The organism is Candidatus Njordibacter sp. Uisw_058, from assembly GCF_047730065.1.
GTDB lineage: Bacteria > Pseudomonadota > Gammaproteobacteria > Pseudomonadales > Balneatricaceae > Njordibacter.
Map to the genome: position 1 here is coordinate 2562765 of NZ_CP159829.1, position 20248 is coordinate 2583012.

Below are 20248 nucleotides of genomic sequence, written 5' to 3' on the forward strand. Positions count from 1 at the left end.
ACTTAACTAACCTAACTATCTAACCTAACTATCTAACCTAACTATCTAACTTAACTATCTAACCTAACTATCTAACTTAAGTACTGCTAAAAAGGCGTCCTGTGGGATTTCTACACTTCCCACTTGCTTCATGCGCTTTTTACCCTCTTTTTGTTTTGATAGCAGTTTCTTCTTGCGGCTAATATCTCCACCATAACATTTAGCTGTGACATTTTTACGCAGAGCTTTAACCGTGGTACGAGACACAATATTGCCACCAATGGCGGCTTGAATAGCCACGTCAAACATTTGCCGAGGAATTAACTCCTTCATTTTTTCGCATAATGCTCGGCCCCGGCTTTGGGCGTTATCCCGATGCATAATCACCGCTAAAGCATCCACTCGCTCACTGTTAATGAGAATATCCAAGCGCACCAGTTTAGCTTCTTCAAAGCGCACAAAGTTGTACTCTAAGGAGGCATAACCTCGACTCACAGATTTAAGCCTGTCAAAGAAATCTAGCACGACTTCGCTCATGGGCATGTCATACGTCAGGGCAACCTGAGTCGCAGTAAACTGCATATTTTTTTGCACACCGCGTTTTAACACACACAAAGTAATCACGTTACCCAAGTGTTCCTGAGGCACCAAAATATTAGCCTCCACAATAGGCTCACGCATCTCGGCAACGCCACCCATATCTGGCAACTTTGATGGATTATCGACGTAAATCACTTTACCGTTATTAAGTTCTAGTTCGTATATTACTGTAGGCGCGGTCGTTAACAGATCAAGGTTATATTCGCGCTCTAAACGCTCTTGAATAATTTCCATGTGCAACATGCCCAAAAAGCCACACCGAAACCCAAAGCCGAGGGCATCAGAACTTTCTGGCTCATAAAACAGGGACGCGTCATTTAAGCTTAACTTGGATAGTGCTTCACGAAAGTCTTCATAGTCATCGGAACTAGTGGGAAATAAACCTGCATAAACTTGAGGCTGAACCTTTTTGAATCCCGGCAGACTTTCAACGTCAGCAGTTTTAAGATGAGTTAGGGTGTCGCCTACAGGTGCACCATGAATATCTTTAATTCCAGCCACTACATAACCCACTTCACCAGCTCTTAAGACATCTGTTTGAAGTCGCTTAGGCGTAAATATACCAATGTCGTCTACACCATATTGTATGCCAGTGGACTTCACCACAATCTTATCTTTCTTGCGCAGTACGCCATTTTTAATGCGCACTAAAGACACAATGCCTAGATAGTTATCAAACCAAGAATCAATAATTAAGGCCTGCAAAGGCTTATCTTCATCACCAGTTGGAGGTGGGATTAATTCAATCAACTGCTCTAATACAGCTTCCATTCCCAAGCCACTTTTGGCTGAGGCTGCAACAGCATCTGAGGCATCAATGCCAATCACTTCTTCAATTTCTTGTTTCACTTTGTCTGGATCAGCTTGGGGCAAGTCCATTTTATTCAAAACAGGAACAACTTCTAGACCTAGCTCTAAGGCGGTGTAGCAGTTAGCTACAGACTGAGCCTCCACGCCTTGGGCAGCATCTACAACCAATAAAGCGCCTTCGCAAGCCTCTAAAGAACGGGAAACTTCATAGGAAAAATCCACATGCCCAGGCGTATCGATAAAGTTCAGCTGGTAGGTTTTACCGTCTTTACTGTGAAAGTCTAAAGTGACACTCTGGGCTTTAATAGTGATGCCACGTTCGCGTTCAATGTCCATGGAGTCCAACACTTGTTGCTCCATTTCGCGATCTGACAAACCACCACACATTTGGATAAAACGATCTGCAATCGTCGATTTACCATGATCGATATGAGCGATAATGGAAAAGTTGCGGATCAGGGAATTTATGGACATGCGATGGGTTCCGAGTTACCCCGACTAAAAAAGCAAAAGTCAGGAGTATAAAAGAGCGAAATTATATCCTAGTTGAAGCTAAAAAACCTCAGCAAGACTGCCTCCTGCCGTTTTGTTAAGGCCATTTGCGTCTAATTTTACGAGCTAAGTTGGGTGATTGACTTTTTCAACCTGGTTTTGCATCTATTGCAATCACTTATGCGCCATCTCATCGCGCAGTTGTTGATATTGCTGCAACTGTTCCGGCGTTAATAAATCTACGATCTGACCTTCCACTTGGGCTCTTTCAATTAAAGCTTGGGCCATGGCTTTGCCATGCAAATCACCAATGACTTGGGCTTTGGCAATATACGCACTACCACCCAGTTCTAACTGCTCTAACTCTAGCAGCCTGGCTTTGATGGCCTGTTGACGAGATGATGTGTTTTGGTGCTGAGTGCGCATAAAGCCCTTAAAAGCGTTCTCTTGTGCTTCTGTCAAATCGAGCACCTTAGCTAAACGACTTAGCCTCATGCCCCTTTTTTGGCCAGCTCCATGATCGTAGGCTATGAGCTCATCTGCATGCTGGCAACCATAGGAGCCTATCACTGCAGCAGCCCTACAATCGTTTTTGTTATCTGCTTGTGTTAATCCAGAGACTAACAAAATAAGCAGGCCTAGAATCACCGCAGGCAAGTAAATTAGCTGGTGCTTACAAGATATATTAATGCTTTTGCTCCTAAATAATCGACCCTCTTTTTGGCTATACTATTATAGGTATTCAAATGCAAGAATGGGTGTAGGCAATGCAAAGGAGTGCAAAGGTAGTGCGATTTAGGACACAAAATAATGGGCGCTCAATGATAAAAATGCCCAGTCGCAGGCACTCGGGCACTCAGGCACACAGGCACCAAATCACTACCAATATAGAGCCTCTTAGGTGAGCATTATGTTAAGTGGCTCAAGAGAATAATAGCAGCATCATTTAGACCATGTGAAAAGTTAAATCCCACCCAATGTGACACCAAGACCATGATTATTATAGCCCTTAGTCTACTTGAGCCAAGTTGCCCTTTTCTTGCAACCAAGACTTACGATCACCTGCACGTTTTTTAGCCAACAGCATATCCATCACTTCCATAGTGCCGTCACCAGCCTCTAAACTTAGTTGGACCAGCCTTCGGCTGTCAGGCTTCATGGTGGTTTCTCTGAGCTGTGAAGGGTTCATTTCGCCCAGACCTTTAAACCTCTGAACATTAACTTTGCCACGCTTTTTCTCAGCCGTAATATGGTCTAACACACTTTGTTTTTCACTCTCGTCAAGGGCATAAAATACGTCCTTGCCCACATCAATTCGGTATAAGGGAGGCATAGCCACATAAACATGACCCGCAGCAACGAGGGGCTTAAAGTGGCGCACAAACAAGGCACACAAAAGTGTTGCTATGTGTAAACCATCTGAATCAGCATCAGCCAAAATACAAATCTTGCCATACCTCAAGCCTTCTAAATTATCTGCCCCTGGGTCTACCCCGATGGCTACAGCAATGTGATGAACCTCTTGAGAAGCTAATATTTGGCCTGAGTCCACTTCCCAAGTATTGAGTATTTTGCCCCGCAACGGCAAGATGGCTTGAAATTCCCGCTCCCGCGCCTGTTTAGCAGAACCTCCAGCCGAGTCTCCCTCTACCAAAAATAGCTCACCTCGGCTTACATCAGTGCCGCTGCAGTCAGCCAACTTACCGGGCAAAGCGGGACCCTGTGTGATTTTCTTACGGATCACTTTTTTACCGGCACGCAAACGCTTTTGAGCGTGATTAATGACTAATTCAGCCAGTAATTCTCCTTCGTCCGTATGTTTATTGAGCCATAAACTAAACGCATCTTTCACTTCACCAGACACATAAGCCACAATTTGGCGCGACGATAACCGCTCTTTGGTTTGCCCAGAAAACTGAGGGTCCTGCATTTTTACCGACAAGACAAAACAGCAACGGTCCCATATGTCCTCTGGACCAAGCTTTACCCCTCGTGGCAACAAGGCTCGAATTTCACAAAATTCCCTTAGGGCATCCAATAATCCACTGCGCAAACCATTCACATGAGTACCACCCTGTGACGTGGGTATCAAGTTGACATAACCCTCTTGGGTTAGTTCTCCACCTTCAGGTAGCCATTGCACTGCCCAATCTACGCCTTCAATTTCACTTTTTCGACTGCCCACAAAAGGCGTTTCGGGCAGGCATTTATAGCCCTCATTGGCCATGTGAAGGTAGTCTTCTAGACCTTCTTGGTAAAACCATTCATGTTTTTCTTTGGCGGTTGTCGTTAAGTCTAAAAAGGTCACTTTCAAACCACTACAAAGGACTGCCTTGGCCCGCAACACATGTTTAAGCCGTACCACAGAAAACTTAGCAGAATCAAAATACTGAGGATCAGGAGTAAAGGTGACACTGGTACCCGTGTTGCGTTGGCCTACGGTATCTACCACTTCTAACTCGCTAACTTTATGGCCATCAGCAAAAGCAATCCGATGCACTTCGCCATTACGCCTAATTTTGACCTCAAGGGCCGAGGTCAAAGCGTTGACAACAGAAATGCCCACCCCATGGAGTCCTCCAGAAAACTGGTAGTTTTTGTTGGAAAACTTGCCCCCTGCGTGCAGACGAGTGAGGATAAGCTCGACGCCACTGACACCCTCTTCGGCATGCACATCTACGGGCATACCACGGCCATTATCGATCACGGTAAGTGATTGATCACTATGAAGGATCACATCAATTTGATCTGCATGCCCAGCGAGCGCCTCATCAACTGAATTGTCGATGACTTCTTGGGCTAAGTGATTGGGACGACTGGTGTCCGTGTACATACCTGGGCGCTTTTTGACAGGATCCAAACCACTTAATACTTCTATGGAATCCGCTGTGTAGTTATCTTGTGCCATGGAGTTACGTTACCGATAGTGTGGTTTTAGAGTTAGCAATAAATCGCATTTGATCGCCAATGAGCAATAATAGCAGAAAATGCTTCACTGCCCAGACGTTTTGCTCTTAGATGCAAATTTTGCTGTTTTAGAGCTTGGGTAGGCGTTGTATTTTAGTATTGACTTGGCCATCTTCTAGAAGGTTAAGCAACCGAAGACCCGGGCCTAATTCCTCTTGCACCTTAAATTTTTGTTGTTGGCAGGCAAACTGTACGGCACTTGAAGGGGTGGCAAGAAATCGCGTAGCACCCACAAAACGGTCAAGTTGCTGATGCACATGACCACATATAACGGCCTTCACTTGCGGGTTAGATGCAGTCAAACGAGTAAACTCTTGAGCGTTACCCAGCATGATATCGTCTTGCCATAAAGAATGAACAGGTACTGCATTATGGTGCATAAATACACACACAGATCGCCCAGCATCCACTTCTAGCAAGGGCTTCATTTGTGCCATCTGATGGCGAGCAATGCTGCCACCCCCATGACCATCAGGCGCATCTGTCGTATTGAGTATAAGCAACCTCCAGTGGTCATAATCTAACACCCTCAATTCTTCCACTGGCTGGCCCGAAATCTGTTGCATGGTTTCACAGTGGTCATGGTTACCTGCCAACCAAATGCATGGATATGCCAAACCACTGAGCTTTTGCTGCAATCGCTGATAGGACATTGCACTGCCAAAATGGCTCAAATCTCCCGTCAGCATGAGTAGATCCACTTGCACATTTTGCTGCAACCAAGTCAGACACTGATCTAAATGAGCATCTGCATCAACACCTTTGTAATGGGTCGACGCATGGGCTTGAAGATGGCAATCAGTGATTTGTGCGATGTGCAAACTCATTAACTGCCCCACTGACCTTGAAGTCGGGGGTAATGTATCTGCAACCACTGAGTGGCGATGATAGTGGCCGAGTTGGTCAACTTCCCTTGCTCTAACATGTGCCATAGATCTGGCCGATTGATGACCTGTACTTTAATGTCTTCACCTTCAGTGGGTAGCCCATGTATGCCAGCGATCTGACTGGCATCCACTGGAGCACAATAAATAGCTAAACTCTCGTTACTACCGCCTGGTGTGACTAGGTATTTACACACAAGCTCGAGGTCCCTTTGAGCAATAACAGCGCCCGACTCTTCCTTACATTCCCTAACCGCCACTTGTTCAGAAGTTTCTTGGGTATCAATCATGCCTGCCACCATTTCCAGCTGCCAAGGCCCATTCTCATGGGCCATACCCCCCACCCGAAACTGTTCAATTAAAACCACCTGATCTGTTTTGGCGTCGTACATCAGCACAGCGACTGCTGGTAAACGCACCACTAACTCGCGTTGCAGCTCTTTGCTCCAGCCACCCTTGAATAAACGATGCTGCAGTTTGAGCTTAAGTACTTGATAAAAACCATGGTACACAGTTTCTTGATGAGCAATACGCACGTCTGGACGTTTGAATGTAGGTTTATACATAGCTTATATCAGTCCTATGTTTTATCCCAAACCATCTCTTGGCTCATGGTTTGGGCCAACACTAAGGCATTTTCGACGCAATCACCTAAAGCCACTCCGTCACGCCAATTACTGCGCATATGCAAACCGGGGAACTGACTAAGCACCTCATCGACAAGCGCCACCTTATGCAAATGGCCCAAGTCATATTGTGGAATAGCTTTGGGCCATAAGCTTTCCTCGTGCCATAGGGGTTGTCCCTCGATGCCAAGGTATGGAGATAACTCACTCACTACCAATTCTGCCCTTTGTTGCGGCGTTAAAGTCATGGCCTGTTGTCCCCGGCCACCCCCAATAAAAATGGTGAGCAGATGCTGGTCTGCTGGGCAACGCTCAGAAAAAATACTCGAGGGAAATAGGACACCTAAGGTCTGCTTATTCTCTTTAGTGGGCAACAAACAGCCAAAACCATCAAGGGCATGTTTAATTTGATGCTTTTCAAAGGCCATAGTAATGCTGGCTACAGCAGGATAGTTAATATCCTGTAAAAATTCTTTTGCTCGAGCAAGCAAGGGTTCATCTGTGGTTGCTAAATCATCTATTAAACGAGCCACCTGAGGCGCTGGAACAGCTAAAACGACCTGTGAAGCTTGCCAAATTTGATCGCCTGACCTGGCTTGATATCCAAACTCGGAGCTATAGGTCAAACTATCCACTTGGGCATTAAGCTCGACCGCAGGTCCAAGTTGCTGAGCTAATACCTCTGGAAGCTGGTGTAGGCCCCCAGAAAAACTCATCATAGCTGCATCTAAGGGCTCAATGCCTTGTTGTTGTTGCAGCTTTTTATGGCGTGACTTGGCTTTCATTTTTGCCACACCACCGATTATCATAGAACCATACTCCACCTCTAGGGCATAAATCTTTGGCACTGCAGCGCGCACAGAGAGCCTATCTGGATTGCCGGCAAATACGCCAGAGATAAACGGATCTATGAGCCAATCGAGCATTTCATGGCCTAACCGACGTCTAACGTGTTCGGCAATGCTCTCTTCTTGCGTGGCTTTGCCAATAAACGGCTCAATCAACAGTCTCAATTTTCCAGTAATACTCAGCACCCGACTGGTTAAAGCGTCAATAATGCCCGTAGGCAGGGCTAACACTCGGCCTTTTTTACCAATAAAGCGTTTATGAGCTGCTTGATTGGCTAACACAAGGTGGGGTTTTAGCCCAGCCTGCTCGATTAACTGAGCCATAGCCAGACGATTATTGATAAAAGAATTGGGGCCACGCTCCCACTGACAGCCATATTTCTTTACTGTTTGTAGGTTACCACCTACCTGGTTTGCTGCTTCCAATACCGTCACAGAAAAACCTTGTTGCTGCAAAAACCAAGCACTTGCTAGACCCGAAATACCAGCACCAATAATGAGTACATGAGAGTCTTGTGCCTCTTGCTGTGGAGGTTTTGGAAGTGGCCCAACCCTATGGTTAGGTGAGAATGCAGTGTTAGTCGTTGGCATAATTTAAATCATCTTGTAACAATAGGTTGAGATTAGCAGCTTTGGCCTAAATAGGCTTTGATATGATTATCTTTTTGTTGCAAAAAGTCTTTACTGGATCCTTGCCAGTGTACGCCTCCATTAGCAATAAAAACCACAGTTTCGGCGAGTTTCAATACATCTTTGGGCTCATGGGTGACCAACAACACCGTCAGTTGGTGCTGCTCACTAAGACGCTTCACCAAAGTCGCCATTTCTTGCCTTAAGGCGGGATCTAACGCACTAAAGGGTTCGTCTAATAATAACAGCGGTTTACGCCTAACTAAAGCTCGGCCCAATGCGACCCGCTGGCGCTGTCCACCTGAAAGTTGTTTAGGTAAGCGCGCGCCCAGACCCTTTAACCCCACTTGAACCAGAGCAGTTTCCACTTGGGCTGTTTCGTCTATTGTAAGTTTCAAACTCGCACGGATTCCCAAAGCTAAGTTGTTAAACACCGACATGTGAGCAAATAAGTTGTGCTCTTGAAACAAACTCGTGACCGGCCTTTGGGATGGTTCAAGTTGGTCAACACGTTGTCCATTAAGTAAAATTTGCGCACTGTCATATTGGGGTTGAATAAATCCAGCGAGCAAATTAAGTAAGGTCGATTTACCCGCTCCACTAGATCCCATAATGGCCACCACTTGGCCCACAGGTATTTGCACATTGAAACAAAACTGCTGATCCCCTAAACGACAACTGACCTGCTTAAACTGAATCACCAGAGCCTCCCAATAAACGTTCTAAAACTACAAATATTGCTAAACACAAGCCCAACAAAACCACCGCTGTGACTCCCGCAGCATCACTTTGGTAGCTGCCCAGACGCTGATACATTAGTAAAGGTAAGGTTTGTATATCCGGGCTACCAAATAACGCAACCACACCCAAATCTCCAGCTGACATGGCCGCCACTAATGCCAAAGCTAGACCGATGGGCTTACGTAAAATAGGCCACTCTACAAGGCGTAGTCGATGCCAGCCTTGGACATCTAAACTACTGCATAGGCGGTCGTAATCTCTAGCAATTTTTAAATAAGCTACCGATAACACTCTTAATATATAGGGCAGTCCCATTAAAGCGTTCACCAGCACCACAATATACAAGTTAATCGCAAACACGTTGACGTGAGGGCTCAACCCAATAAACAGTCCCGTGGCTAAGACCAAGGGTGGTACCACCAAAATGATTGAGCCCATCCACTCCACCCCCATTGCAGCATTAGCAAAACGCTGGCGCCAATGCCGCTGAGCTAGCAGCAATCCTGAGGCCATCAGTAAACTCAGTAGGGCCGAACTCAAAGCCACCCACAAACTATTAGTAAAAGCCTGCCATAAACGCAGATCAAGCAAAACGTCGACCCAAGCGGTGTTAATACCGGCAATGACGACTGCCATCAAGGGTAACAAGACCAATAAGGTCGCCAACAGCAGCACTAATGTATCCGCCATAATACCCAGTGAGGACTTGCGATCTGGGCGCATATTTTTAACTGATACTTCAAGACTGACAAAAACATCAATAGGCTTACCTAGGCGCAAACCCACCCACAAAATAAAGCCACAAAAAAACATCTGCAGTAGACTAAGGTAAACGGCCTTGGCCAGATCAAAATCAAAGCGTATGGCTTGAAATATAGCCACTTCGATGGTGGTCGCTTTTGGCCCACCACCTAAAGTCATGACAATGGCAAAGCTGGTAAAGCACAGGGCGAACACGAGTGCGCCTAATTGGGGTAATACACCTTTGATATGCGGCCACTCAATGTGGCGCCAAAGATCCATTGACGTCATCCCTAACTGGCTTGATAAACGCCATGTTTCAGGGTTTATTGCATCGAAGCGTTGCAGTAAAATGCGTGTGGCTAAGGGTAAATTAAAGAACACATGGGCTAAGAGAATACCTTTTAAGCCATAAACATAGCTTTGTGGATCGCCTCCCAACCATGTCCATAACTGATTGAAATAACCGTATTTACCATGCAGTAAAACAATACCAAACACTGCAATAATGCTGGGCACGACCAAGGCTACACTAAAGCAACGTAATAGAAGCCAGCGACCGACAAAGGCTTGCCTGCGAGCTAGGGCACGAGCCACCAGCACGGCCGCCGACAAACTGATGACAGTCGATAAACAGGCCTGCCACCAAGAAAACCAAACCACCCGCCAAGTATAGGTGTCCATCACATACGCAAGCCACTGGGCTTGGCTTAGATAAGATGAAAAGGCCACCATAGCCAGCATTAGGGGCAAAAGTACCAGCGCAAAGCTAATGCTACTAAACCAAAACCAACGCCTGGGTGACAGTCTCTGACTCACTGATTTAATGCCTGTTCCAAAGTCTCTTCTAGAATCGACAAGTGGCGTTTAAGCGCACCCCTTTCTTTATTTACCAGCGCCGCACCTGCTGCACCCATAGAACTTCTCAACTGTGGATTAGTGAGTAACTCGGTAATATCAGCCAGCAAACTCGCCTTGGTGGTGACTCTTAAGCCTTGCACTTGTTCGAGTTGGTCACACACTTGGGTGAAATTAAAACAATTAGGGCCCATCAGTACAGGTTTGCCTAAAGCGGCAGCCTCTAGAGGGTTGTGTCCCCCTGTATCAGCCAGGCTACCACCCACAAAAACCACATCTGCTCGATGGTAAAAATGCATCAGCAAACCCATGGTATCGATTAATAGTACGCGCCGTGGGTGAGCGTTATAAGTATCAACATCAACATCCGTTTCAATACCATTTGCTTGGTTTAGCTGGGACTTTAACTGACTGTACTTTAACCAAGGCAGGCCTGACTGCTGACATAGGTCGGCAACCTCTTCAAATCGCTGTGGGTGCCTTGGCACTAGCACTAATGTACCCTCAACGGGTTCTGGCAACTGTGCCCAAGCCCGCAATAAACTCACTTCTTCGCCACTGCGGGTACTGCCACATACCCAGCACAAGCCACTGGGTACCGAATAGTTTACCAAAGCACCTAAGTTATTTAGCTCACTATCCTCTATGACTAAATCATATTTCAAGCTACCCAGCACTGACACGGAAGCAGTCTGTGCGCCTAGCTCTAAAAACCGTTGTGCCGTGGTTTGATCTTGTACCAAAAGATGAGTGAGCTTTTGCAGCATGGGCCCCACTAACCATGGCCAGCGAGCGTAGGCTTTAGCAGACCTTGCCGACATGCGTCCATTGACTAACAACGTAGGTATTTTTTTGGCCGCGCAGGTGGCGATTAGATTGGGCCATAGCTCCGTTTCCACCAATAACACTGCTCTTGGCTTGACGCGCCGCAACATCAGCCAATTAGCCAAGCCAATATCAACTGGCAGATAACCACAACTGACTCGTTCGTTATCTGAAAATAGCTGCTGACAGCGGGTTTGTCCGGTAACACTAGTGGTTGTGACCAAGACTGGAAGTTTGAGATCACTAATAATGGCTGTAATTAGGGGGGCAATCGCATTGAGTTCACCCACACTAGACGCATGCACTAACACAGGCTGGTGCTGCTTTTGTGGCAACCATCCATACCGTTGCCAGAAACCCTGCCGAAATTCAGCACGGCGCCAAACAAATAGCAGATGAAATGCGACCCCAAAAGGTAACACCAAGTATGATAAACAGGTATAAACGAAGAGAGCCACGGGTACAAAAAAACCTTTTATTTGTTAAACTAATAATAACTCTTATTCTTAGTGACGCCGACAACAATGAAGATCGTCAACCTGATATCCGGTAAAGACTTAGGCGGGCCTAAACAGACCTTTCTACATTACAGTGACAATTTACGCCAATTAGGCCACCAAGTCACTTCTGTCATACGTCCTGGAGCACAATTAAAAGCGTTATTAGAGCAACGAAGCCTCGATTATTTGACCCTTGATTATCCCCGCACTCGCTTACCCCTATTAAAAACCATAGCAGTTAGCCGACTCAGGGACTTATTTACTCAGCAAAATCCTGATCTTGTGATGGTGCACAAACCCATTGATGCTGAACTGGTCCGCGCCGCTCTACCCACTCATTGTCAACTGATCCTGATTTTACACAGCTACACTGCGCTGGGTATCAAAGCCGCTGATGTGTTAGTTTGCGTATCACCTGTATTGGGTGAGTTTGCCCGTCAGCAGGGTTATAAAGGTCCCTTAGTGGTGATTCCCAACTTGGTTGAATTGCATCCGATCGAACCCAAATTTCGCCCACTTCAAGCCACACCGGTGATTGCCACAATGGGCATTTTGCGGCGTACCAAAGGCCAAGACATTTTATTACAAGCGGCTGCTATTTTGCGGCGTCGAAATATTAAATTTAAATTAGTAATTGCAGGAAAGGGCCGCTGGCATAGTAAAGTCAATAAATGGATTAAACGATTTGATTTAGACGCTATTACCCAGCGTTTAGACTGGGTTAGCAACCACGATCGAGATGATTTCATTGACGCGATGGACATTTTTTGCCTGCCCTCACGCAACGAAACTTTTGGTATGGTAGTGATTGAGGCCATGGCTCGAAAACGCCTTGTAGTGGCCACTCGCTGCGGTGGCCCACAAGGTATTATTGCACATCAAGAAAATGGCTTATTGTGTGAAATTAACGCTGAAAGTTTGGCGGATTCATTGGCCCAAGCACTGACTTTGAAAGCCGAGGATTATCAGTCCATGTGTGAAGCCGCCTATCGGACTGCCCGCGACCAATATAGCCCGTCTGTGGTGCGCCAGCAAATTGCGGCCATGTTAAAACAGTATGTGATGCCAACTTAGGGAAAAAACTTAAAATAACACCAAGGCCCAAACTAAGGCACACTGTATTAAGGCAATTAGAACTGCAGCAGAGGCCACATCTTTGGCCACAGCAGACCAATGATGACGCTCATCACCATGGCGATCTATAGCGGCTTCGATGGCGGTATTAACAAGTTCTGTTATGAGCACCACCAACACACTGATAATTAATATGGCACTCTCTAAGCGAGTCTCAGGCAGCCATAATGCCAAAGGCAACATCACCAGTAGAGCCCAGCTTTCTTGTTGAAAAGCGATTTCATTACGCCACGCGAAGCATAGCCCCTGCCATGAGTAACCAAAAGCTTTGACAAGGCGTTTTATGCCACGGGGCTTATTATCTTGCATCTAATCATCACCTGTGGATTTAAATTGTAACTGATGCAAATGGGCATATAGGCCTTGTTGAGCAATGAGCTGCTGGTGGCTGCCCTGCTCTACAAGTTGTCCTTGGTCCATCACCAAAATCATATCTGCCTGCTCTATGGTCGACAGGCGGTGAGCAATGACTAAGGTGGTTCTGCCTACCATCACTTCATCCAGTGCTGATTGTATGTAACGTTCTGATTCAGTGTCTAAAGCTGAGGTTGCCTCATCTAACACTAATAATGGCGCGTCCTTTAAAAGGGCTCGGGCAATCGCTATGCGTTGTCGCTGGCCACCAGACAAAAGCAGTCCAGACTCGCCGACTATGGTACTCAAACCTAAACTCATGCGATCGGTAAACTCTGTCACTCTGGCCGCCTTGGCAGCAACAATAATCTGTTCCTCACTCGCATGGTGCATGGCACCATAAGCTATGTTTTGGGCAATGGTACCGTTAAACAACACCACCTGCTGGGTCACCAACGCGACCTGACGGCGTAAATCTAAACGCGTCAGATCTTGAATATCATCTCCATCTAACAAAATGCGGCCCCTTTGAGGCTCATAAAAGCGTAGGAACAAATTCACTAAAGTCGACTTACCACTGCCAGAACGTCCCACCAATGCAACCACTTGTCCCGGCTGAATGACCACATTAAGCTGTTGTATTAAAGCCTGCTCATCATAACTAAAGTCGACATTTTCAAAGGTAATTAACCCATTTGCTCGAGTTAAGGATCGAGTGCCTTGGTCCATTTCTGGTGCTTCATCAAGTAGGCCAAAGATACTTTGGGATGCCGCAATACCTTGCTGCAAAATACTGTTGACCTCTGTCATCGACCTTAACGGCTTAGTGAGCATGCCAGAGGCCGTAATAAAAGCGATAAACTGCCCAGCACTCATGGTGTCGATAATACTGGGGTGTAGCGCCAAATATATTAAACTAGCCATGGCCATGGCCACAATCATCTGCACTAAAGGGGTCGAGACAGACTCCGCCAAAGCGAGTTTCATCGCCTGCTGTCGATTGTTATTGCTGGCTGCCATAAAACCCTGACGTTCCTGCTGTTGGGCACCAAATACACGCACAACGTCATACCCTTTGATGGCCTCACTAGCAGTCGATGTCACTTGCCCCATACTTTCCTGTAAATTCGTACTGACGTTTCTAAATCGCTTGGAGGCTTTGTTCACAACCCAGCCAATAAACGGACCAATAGTCAAAAACACCAAGGATAACTGCCAATTTAAATACACAATATAGGCCAGCAAACCAATAATAGTCAGGCCCTCGCGCACAAATATTTTTAGTGCGTCTGTGGCTGCACCAGTCACTTGCTCTACGTTAAAGGTGAGCTTAGACAATAAGCTGGCTGACGTATTGCGGTGATAAAAGCTGGCTGGCAGAACCAATAGGTGATCAAATATATCCAGTCTTAACTGGTGAATCACTCGTCTGGCGACGTAGGTGATGCCGTAATTACCCAAAAAGAAGCCAGTCCCACGCACCAAAAATATGCCTAACACAGCCGCAGGAATAACAGTACGGGCCACGCCATCAGCCGCTTCCACACTATCAACCATATATTCCATAAGACTAGCGAACGCAGGTTGGGTGGCAGCAAACAGCACAAAGCCGACAAGACTCACTGTGAACACCATACCGTGCTGCAGCACATACCCCAATAGGCGTTTGTAAGCGTCCCAAGGGCCTAAGTTCGTTTGAGGGCTGTTGCTCGGGTCTGGCCCTGCCGGCTTACTCATTTATTGTCCTTACATCAGATAGAAGACTAGTTTCTCTAGCTGGCATCACTAGCTCAGTGTAAACTAGCCATCTGTTGTCAATTAAATTAGCATTATAAGTCGCTAATTGATCTCTTAATACCACTCGAATCCCATATGCTATCCGACAAACCTTTGTTAACCAAATTTTATGCTGTTAAATACTGGCCTGTATGGCTTGGTTTAAGCTGCCTACGCATTATCATTATCCTGCCTTGGGCATGGCGCATGAAAATGGGCCGAGCTATTGGTCGACTATTGTATCAGTTATCTGCTCGCAGAAGATTGATTGCTGAAACCAACGTTGGTCTCTGCTTTGGTCATTTAACAGCATCGGAACAACGTTATATGATACGCCAAATTTTTGCTGATAATGGCATCGGTATTGTTGAGACCGCTATGGCTTGGTGGAGTGCCCGTGACGACCTTCACCATCGGGTATCGATCGAAGGTGGCCCATTAATCGAACAGGCCCAAGCCCAAGATCGTGGCGTTATTTTAGTGGGTGCACATTTTACCAGTCTTGATTTAGGTGGCATTTTATTGGCGCCCAGTTACCCTTACTATGCCACTTATCAGCGTCATGGTAATGCCTTAATGGATGCTATTATTCGCCATGGGCGTTTAAAGCACTTACCGGGCATATTAGAGCGAGAAGACATTCGCCAAGTCATGCGTTTACTCAAACAAGGTGAGATCGTCTGGCTAGCGCCCGATCAAGATGTTGGACCAGAGCGTTCAGTGTTTGCCCCATTTTTTGGTATCGAGGCAGCGACTACACCCATTATCAGTCGTTTAGCTGCGGCCACAGGAGCTAAGGTTCTGCAGTTTAGCCACCACCGCACCCATCAAGACCAGCGTTATTCACTCACCATATCCGACAGTCTAGCAACTATTCCAAGTGGCGATTTAGTGGCCGATGCAACCAGGCTAAACGCTGCTATTGAGGCTAAAATACGCCTCAAGCCCAGTCAATACTTGTGGTTACATCGACGGTTTAAAACGCGCCCAGACAATAGTCCGGATATTTATTAAATACCCCCACTCAGGTCTATAAAGAACCATTAACAAGCCATCATAGTGGCCCAAATAGCCATCACTTTTTGGCGCTGTCCTTGCAAATCATAGCTCGAGACCTCACCTGCTTGATTTTGTAAAGTGAGTCGGTGTTCAGCAGCACGCATAATTTCATAAGCCTCACGCAAATCTTGAGCCTGTGACGCAGACAGAATATTCTGCCTTTCAAAGCCATCCAATATGCGAATATTATCAGTGTAAGTGAGTAAGTCATGACATTGATGGGCATGAGCCAGCACCCCATACTGAACCATAAATTCAATATCAACGATGCCACCTTCATCATGTTTCAGATGAAACTGAGATGTCGATCCATCTGCATTGGGCTTACTGGCCAACTGCTGGCGCATTTTTTTACGCATCGCAATAACTTGTTGTTTCAATTCGTCGGGTTGCCTAGGCTGGCACAATACCTGTTTGCGCACGGCTATAAAATCATCACATAGTTTGTCACTACCAGCAATTGGCCGCGCTCTTACGAGCGCCTGATGCTCCCATGTCCAAGCCTCATTGAGTTGGTATTGATTAAAGGCCACTAAGGTAGAAACCAACAACCCTTTGGCACCATCAGGCCTTAGTCGCATGTCCACTTCAAATAATTGTCCAGCTGCAGTGACAGTATTCAAGTAATTGATCATGCGTTGACCAAGGCGAGTAAAAAATACGCTATTGGCGACAGGTTTTGGTCCATCTGTCTCCAAGTGAGAGGGCATATCATAAATAAATACCAAATCTAAATCTGACCCATAGCTCAGCTCCCAGCCCCCAACTTTGCCATAACCCACGACAATAAAGTCGTCGCTAGAGCCGTGTTCATTTTGTGGGTGACCATGACGCTCACTGATCTCACGCCATGCCAAATTTTTAACCTGTCCAACCACAGCCTCAGCCACATAGGTGAGTTGGTCACTGACCCTCATAAGTGGCAAACGACCCGTCACTTCTTGAGCCGCAATGCGCAATAAATGCGCATATTTAAAATGCCTAAGGGCTTCCATTAGTTGTTCAGTATCGTCTTCTGGCAGGCGCAGAAGATTTTGTTCTAACTCCTGCTTTAACTCCACCGCGTCGGGCACATTGAACAGGCTATGCACGTCCAGCAATTCATCAAGTAATGAAGGTTGACGCGCCAAAAAGTCTGCAAACCATGAACTGGCAGCGCAAAGTTGCACTAACAATCTAAGTGCGGCTGGATTTTCCTGCAGTAAAACCAAGTACACAGAACGCCTTAAAACCGCTTCGATAAGCACCATCACTCGTGCCAATGTGCGAGCAGGATGAGTCTGTTGCGCTGTTATGTGTAAAATTTGAGGCATTAACTGGGCTAAGCGTTCTTGGGCCACTGGCTGCATTGTTTGTGCCGGGCGACTTTGGTGCAACTCCCACAAATGTTGGAGGATACGATCAACATCAGTAAACCCAGCTTGACTCAACCTTTGCTGCCACTCTGGCAGCAAAGTGAGCTCATCTGTTTGATGGGCGCTATGGGATATTTCAGCCCATAACTGACTTAATTGGTGATCTAGCCCTTGGGACTCATTAACCTCTTTGAGAGCCACTACCAGCTCAAACTGTTGATGAATGAAATCTCTGGTGGTATTTATTTGGGCCTGCAAACTGTCCCAGCAAGAATACCCTAGGGCGACAGCTAACCGTGCCTGATCAGCCTCTTGGCTAGGTAAATCTTGAGTTTGCTTATCATGCACTGCTTGCAGTGCGTGCTCTACATCACGCAAAAACCAATAGCCCGTGCGTAATTTTTCGACATCAGAAGACGCTAAACCAGCAGTCTCTGGCAGCACATCTAGCACCGCCATCAAACTGCTTGTTTGCAGGCGATTATCACGCCCACCACGGATCAATTGAAAGGCTTGAGCTATAAATTCTACTTCACGAATACCGCCCGTACCTAATTTAACATTTTGTTCTAAGCCTCGACGACGCACTTCACTCGCAATCATTTGCTTTAGGCTTCGCAACGATTCAATGGCACTGTAATCTAAATATTTGCGGTAGACAAAGGGCCTTAATAGTTCCAGCAATTGCTGACCTTGTGCTTGGTTACCCGCGATAACACGGGCTTTAACCAACGCATACCTTTCCCACTCTCGTCCTTGTTGTTGGTAATAGATTTCCATGGCGTCAAAACTTAAAGCTAAGGCGCCACTTGCACCATAGGGTCTGAGCCGCATGTCTACACGAAACACAAAGCCCTGCGCAGTGACAGCATCAATAGCTTGAATTAAGCGTTGCCCTAAACGAATAAAAAATTGCTGATTATCTATACTGCGCCGACCACCTTGGGCTTCACCAGGGGCGGGAAAACTGAATATAAGGTCTATATCTGATGATAAATTAAGCTCTTTACCACCCAGCTTACCCATGCCCAACACGACTAACTCTTGTGGTTGACCTTCGCGACTCGTGGGTTGTCCCCAATGCTTAACACTGTCGTCATGGAGCCACGTCAAAGCTAAATCGACACACACATCTGCCAGATTAGATAAATCTTCAACTAATTGTTCACTGCTGCCTAGTCCACAACGATTGCGCCAAATTAGGCGCACTTGATGGGCTTTCCTAAATTGCCTCAGGCTCTGGTGCAACTGTGTTTCGTTAGTCACCTCTTGCATATCTGCCATTAAAAGGCGTTTTAACTCAGGCTTTGAGACTCGTTTTGTAAGTAAGGCATGGTCTAGTAACTGCGGGTTAAGCAAAAAAATTTGGGCTGAAAACGGGCTAGCAGCAATGACCTTGATGAGTTGCAACTGTGTATCAACCTGCTGCCATGGCACAGGGTTAGATAGCTTCATCAATGCCTCTAAACGATCTAGCACCTCACTTTGTAGTGCTTGGGGTAGGGCATCTATGACCTGCTGATTTTCGGGCACCACTAAAAGCGCCATAAACATTACTCCAAAACTAGGCTTCACAAGGTCAAAGTAACTCGGTCACTTTCATCGCGTGCGCATTAACCAAATATTTTGGCAACACTTAAGCCCTAGACCCTAACGGAAAAATTCACTTATAATCAAATCATACCTTACTTTTTTGATGCTTATTAACTTGTCGCCGAAAAACCCTATGCCATAACTCGACTAGGAAACAGCCAATTTGACGTCTACTCATGATCTAGAGATCTCAAAGTTACAAACTGACCTGAAGGATGCCAAAGCGATAGCCCTGACAACATTACGGGCTAATGGCGAACTAGGGGTAGTGATTAACTTTCTTGAAAAGAGTTTTGCATGCAAAGATCATGTTGCCTTAGGCCAACAAATATTTAAGGCGGTGCGGACATTTGGCTTATCTTGTGCGGTGCAATTAAGGGTTGATACGCAGGCCATCAATATTTGTGACCAAGCGTTTGATGGCCAAGCACAAGAATTTCAGTTTTTGAGTCGCCTAAAAGATAAGGGCCGTGTGTTTGATTTTGGTGAACATACTATTATTAATTACCAACACGTCAGTTTGTTGGTACGCGATATGCCTGTTGATCAGCCTGAGCGACACGGTCGCGTCAAAGATAACCTAGCGGTGCTTCTTAATGGCGCAGAGGCCTGTCTTAATGCGATTGAATCAGGCACAAGGGCTGAGCGTATTAAGTCTGAGTTTTTAGCTAATATGTCACACGAGTTACGCACCCCTATGCATGCTATTTTAAGTTTTTCCAACATGGGTCATTCGCGTCTGCATAAAGTTGAACTGGAGAAACTGGGGCATTATTTTGACCGGATTAGAACCAGTGGCAGTCGTTTACTCATGCTACTCAATGACATGCTAAACTTATCCAAGCTGGAATCTGGAAAAATGGAATTCCTCATGCAGCAGGGTGATCTTGTGGATATTATTCAGCGCGCCACTGAAGAATTAGAAACCCTTATTACTGACCGAGAGTTAAAGGTTATTGTAGAAGCGACAGACCTTGACACTATGACTTACTTTGACGCAGAGAAAATGCTCCAAGTCATGATTAACCTCTTGTCTAATGCTATAAAATTTACCCCTAAGGGTAAGCAAATTACTATTTTTTTCGATCCTCATACAAGTGCGCAGCCCCAATCGCTCAAACTACAAACTAACCTATTGACCATTGTGGTTGATGATCAGGGCATCGGTATTCCAGAGGGTGAAGAAGGTGCTATTTTTGACAAGTTTATTCAGAGCAGTAAAACCAATACGGGTGCGGGAGGCACTGGCTTAGGCTTATCCATCGTCAAAGAGATCGTGCAAGCACATCATGGTTATGTAGCGGCTTCTGCGAATGCCCATGGTGGTGCCCGTTTTCGCCTTAGCTTACCCATAATTAGCCATCCAACGCCCAAAATTGATCCTAAGCCAGAAACTGAGGTGGACTTTTTCTAAATAACCCCCCTCAGCGTGATTGACACAAGGGCCGCAGCGCGGCTTAATAGTACCTTTAAAAT

The 20248-nt window shown here is 46.1% G+C and carries 15 protein-coding genes; 3 read left to right on the forward strand and 12 right to left on the reverse strand.

The window, feature by feature from the left end:
* Positions 1 to 63: 63 nt before the first annotated feature.
* The 9 genes from lepA to ABXT59_RS12105 all read right to left on the reverse strand — a co-directional run bounded on the left by lepA (position 64) and on the right by ABXT59_RS12105 (position 11459).
* A complete protein-coding gene (gene lepA, locus ABXT59_RS12065) occupies positions 64 to 1863 on the reverse strand; it encodes a translation elongation factor 4 (protein ID WP_443636360.1) in 1800 nt (599 codons plus the stop codon).
* A gap of 192 nt (positions 1864 to 2055) precedes the next feature.
* Positions 2056 to 2529: a Spy/CpxP family protein refolding chaperone gene (locus ABXT59_RS12070; RefSeq protein ID WP_443638620.1), complete on the reverse strand. Its 474-nt coding sequence runs from the start codon at positions 2527 to 2529 to the stop codon at positions 2056 to 2058.
* Positions 2530 to 2890: 361 nt separating this feature from the next.
* Entirely contained in the window at positions 2891 to 4789 is a 1899-nt protein-coding gene (gene parE / locus ABXT59_RS12075; protein WP_443636362.1) for a DNA topoisomerase IV subunit B, read from the reverse strand.
* Positions 4790 to 4916: 127 nt separating this feature from the next.
* Positions 4917 to 5675 (reverse strand): metallophosphoesterase, encoded by a 759-nt coding sequence (locus tag ABXT59_RS12080; RefSeq protein ID WP_443636364.1) that lies wholly within the window; start codon positions 5673 to 5675, stop codon positions 4917 to 4919.
* The gene (locus ABXT59_RS12085; RefSeq protein ID WP_443636366.1) at positions 5675 to 6298 is read right to left on the reverse strand and encodes an NUDIX domain-containing protein; all 624 of its coding nucleotides are present in this window, start codon (positions 6296 to 6298) and stop codon (positions 5675 to 5677) included. Before ABXT59_RS12085 ends, ABXT59_RS12080 begins: the two co-directional genes overlap by 1 nt.
* 14 nt (positions 6299 to 6312) lie before the next feature.
* On the reverse strand, positions 6313 to 7797 hold the full coding sequence (gene hemG / locus ABXT59_RS12090) for a protoporphyrinogen oxidase (RefSeq protein ID WP_443636368.1): 1485 nt from the start codon (positions 7795 to 7797) through the stop codon (positions 6313 to 6315).
* Between the two features lie 32 nt (positions 7798 to 7829).
* Positions 7830 to 8537: a thiamine ABC transporter ATP-binding protein gene (gene thiQ / locus ABXT59_RS12095; RefSeq protein WP_443636369.1), complete on the reverse strand. Its 708-nt coding sequence runs from the start codon at positions 8535 to 8537 to the stop codon at positions 7830 to 7832.
* A complete protein-coding gene (gene thiP / locus ABXT59_RS12100) occupies positions 8524 to 10137 on the reverse strand; it encodes a thiamine/thiamine pyrophosphate ABC transporter permease (RefSeq protein ID WP_443636370.1) in 1614 nt (537 codons plus the stop codon). Before thiP ends, thiQ begins: the two co-directional genes overlap by 14 nt.
* On the reverse strand, positions 10134 to 11459 hold the full coding sequence (locus ABXT59_RS12105) for a 3-deoxy-D-manno-octulosonic acid transferase (protein WP_443636371.1): 1326 nt from the start codon (positions 11457 to 11459) through the stop codon (positions 10134 to 10136). Before ABXT59_RS12105 ends, thiP begins: the two co-directional genes overlap by 4 nt.
* A 66-nt stretch (positions 11460 to 11525) precedes the next feature.
* Between ABXT59_RS12105 and ABXT59_RS12110 the strand changes: the two genes are divergently transcribed.
* Complete coding sequence (locus ABXT59_RS12110) at positions 11526 to 12575, forward strand: glycosyltransferase family 4 protein (protein ID WP_443636372.1); 1050 nt, start codon at positions 11526 to 11528, stop codon at positions 12573 to 12575.
* Positions 12576 to 12584: 9 nt separating this feature from the next.
* On the opposite strand, the gene ABXT59_RS12115 is transcribed toward ABXT59_RS12110, so the two are convergent.
* Together ABXT59_RS12115 and msbA are read right to left on the reverse strand one after the other, a co-directional pair.
* Positions 12585 to 12944 carry a diacylglycerol kinase gene (locus ABXT59_RS12115; protein WP_443636374.1) on the reverse strand — a complete coding sequence of 120 codons (360 nt, stop codon included), beginning with the start codon at positions 12942 to 12944 and terminating at the stop codon, positions 12585 to 12587.
* Positions 12945 to 14726 carry a lipid A export permease/ATP-binding protein MsbA gene (gene msbA, locus ABXT59_RS12120; protein WP_443636375.1) on the reverse strand — a complete coding sequence of 594 codons (1782 nt, stop codon included), beginning with the start codon at positions 14724 to 14726 and terminating at the stop codon, positions 12945 to 12947.
* Between the two features lie 135 nt (positions 14727 to 14861).
* Between msbA and lpxL the strand changes: the two genes are divergently transcribed.
* Positions 14862 to 15779 carry an LpxL/LpxP family Kdo(2)-lipid IV(A) lauroyl/palmitoleoyl acyltransferase gene (gene lpxL, locus ABXT59_RS12125; protein ID WP_443636376.1) on the forward strand — a complete coding sequence of 306 codons (918 nt, stop codon included), beginning with the start codon at positions 14862 to 14864 and terminating at the stop codon, positions 15777 to 15779.
* Between the two features lie 29 nt (positions 15780 to 15808).
* Here lpxL and glnE read toward each other — a convergent pair whose 3' ends face one another.
* A complete protein-coding gene (gene glnE, locus ABXT59_RS12130; RefSeq protein ID WP_443636377.1) occupies positions 15809 to 18727 on the reverse strand; it encodes a bifunctional [glutamate--ammonia ligase]-adenylyl-L-tyrosine phosphorylase/[glutamate--ammonia-ligase] adenylyltransferase in 2919 nt (972 codons plus the stop codon).
* A gap of 208 nt (positions 18728 to 18935) precedes the next feature.
* On the opposite strand from glnE, the gene ABXT59_RS12135 reads away from it, so the two are divergent.
* Positions 18936 to 20186 carry a sensor histidine kinase gene (locus ABXT59_RS12135; RefSeq protein WP_443636379.1) on the forward strand — a complete coding sequence of 417 codons (1251 nt, stop codon included), beginning with the start codon at positions 18936 to 18938 and terminating at the stop codon, positions 20184 to 20186.
* Positions 20187 to 20248 lie beyond the last annotated feature (62 nt).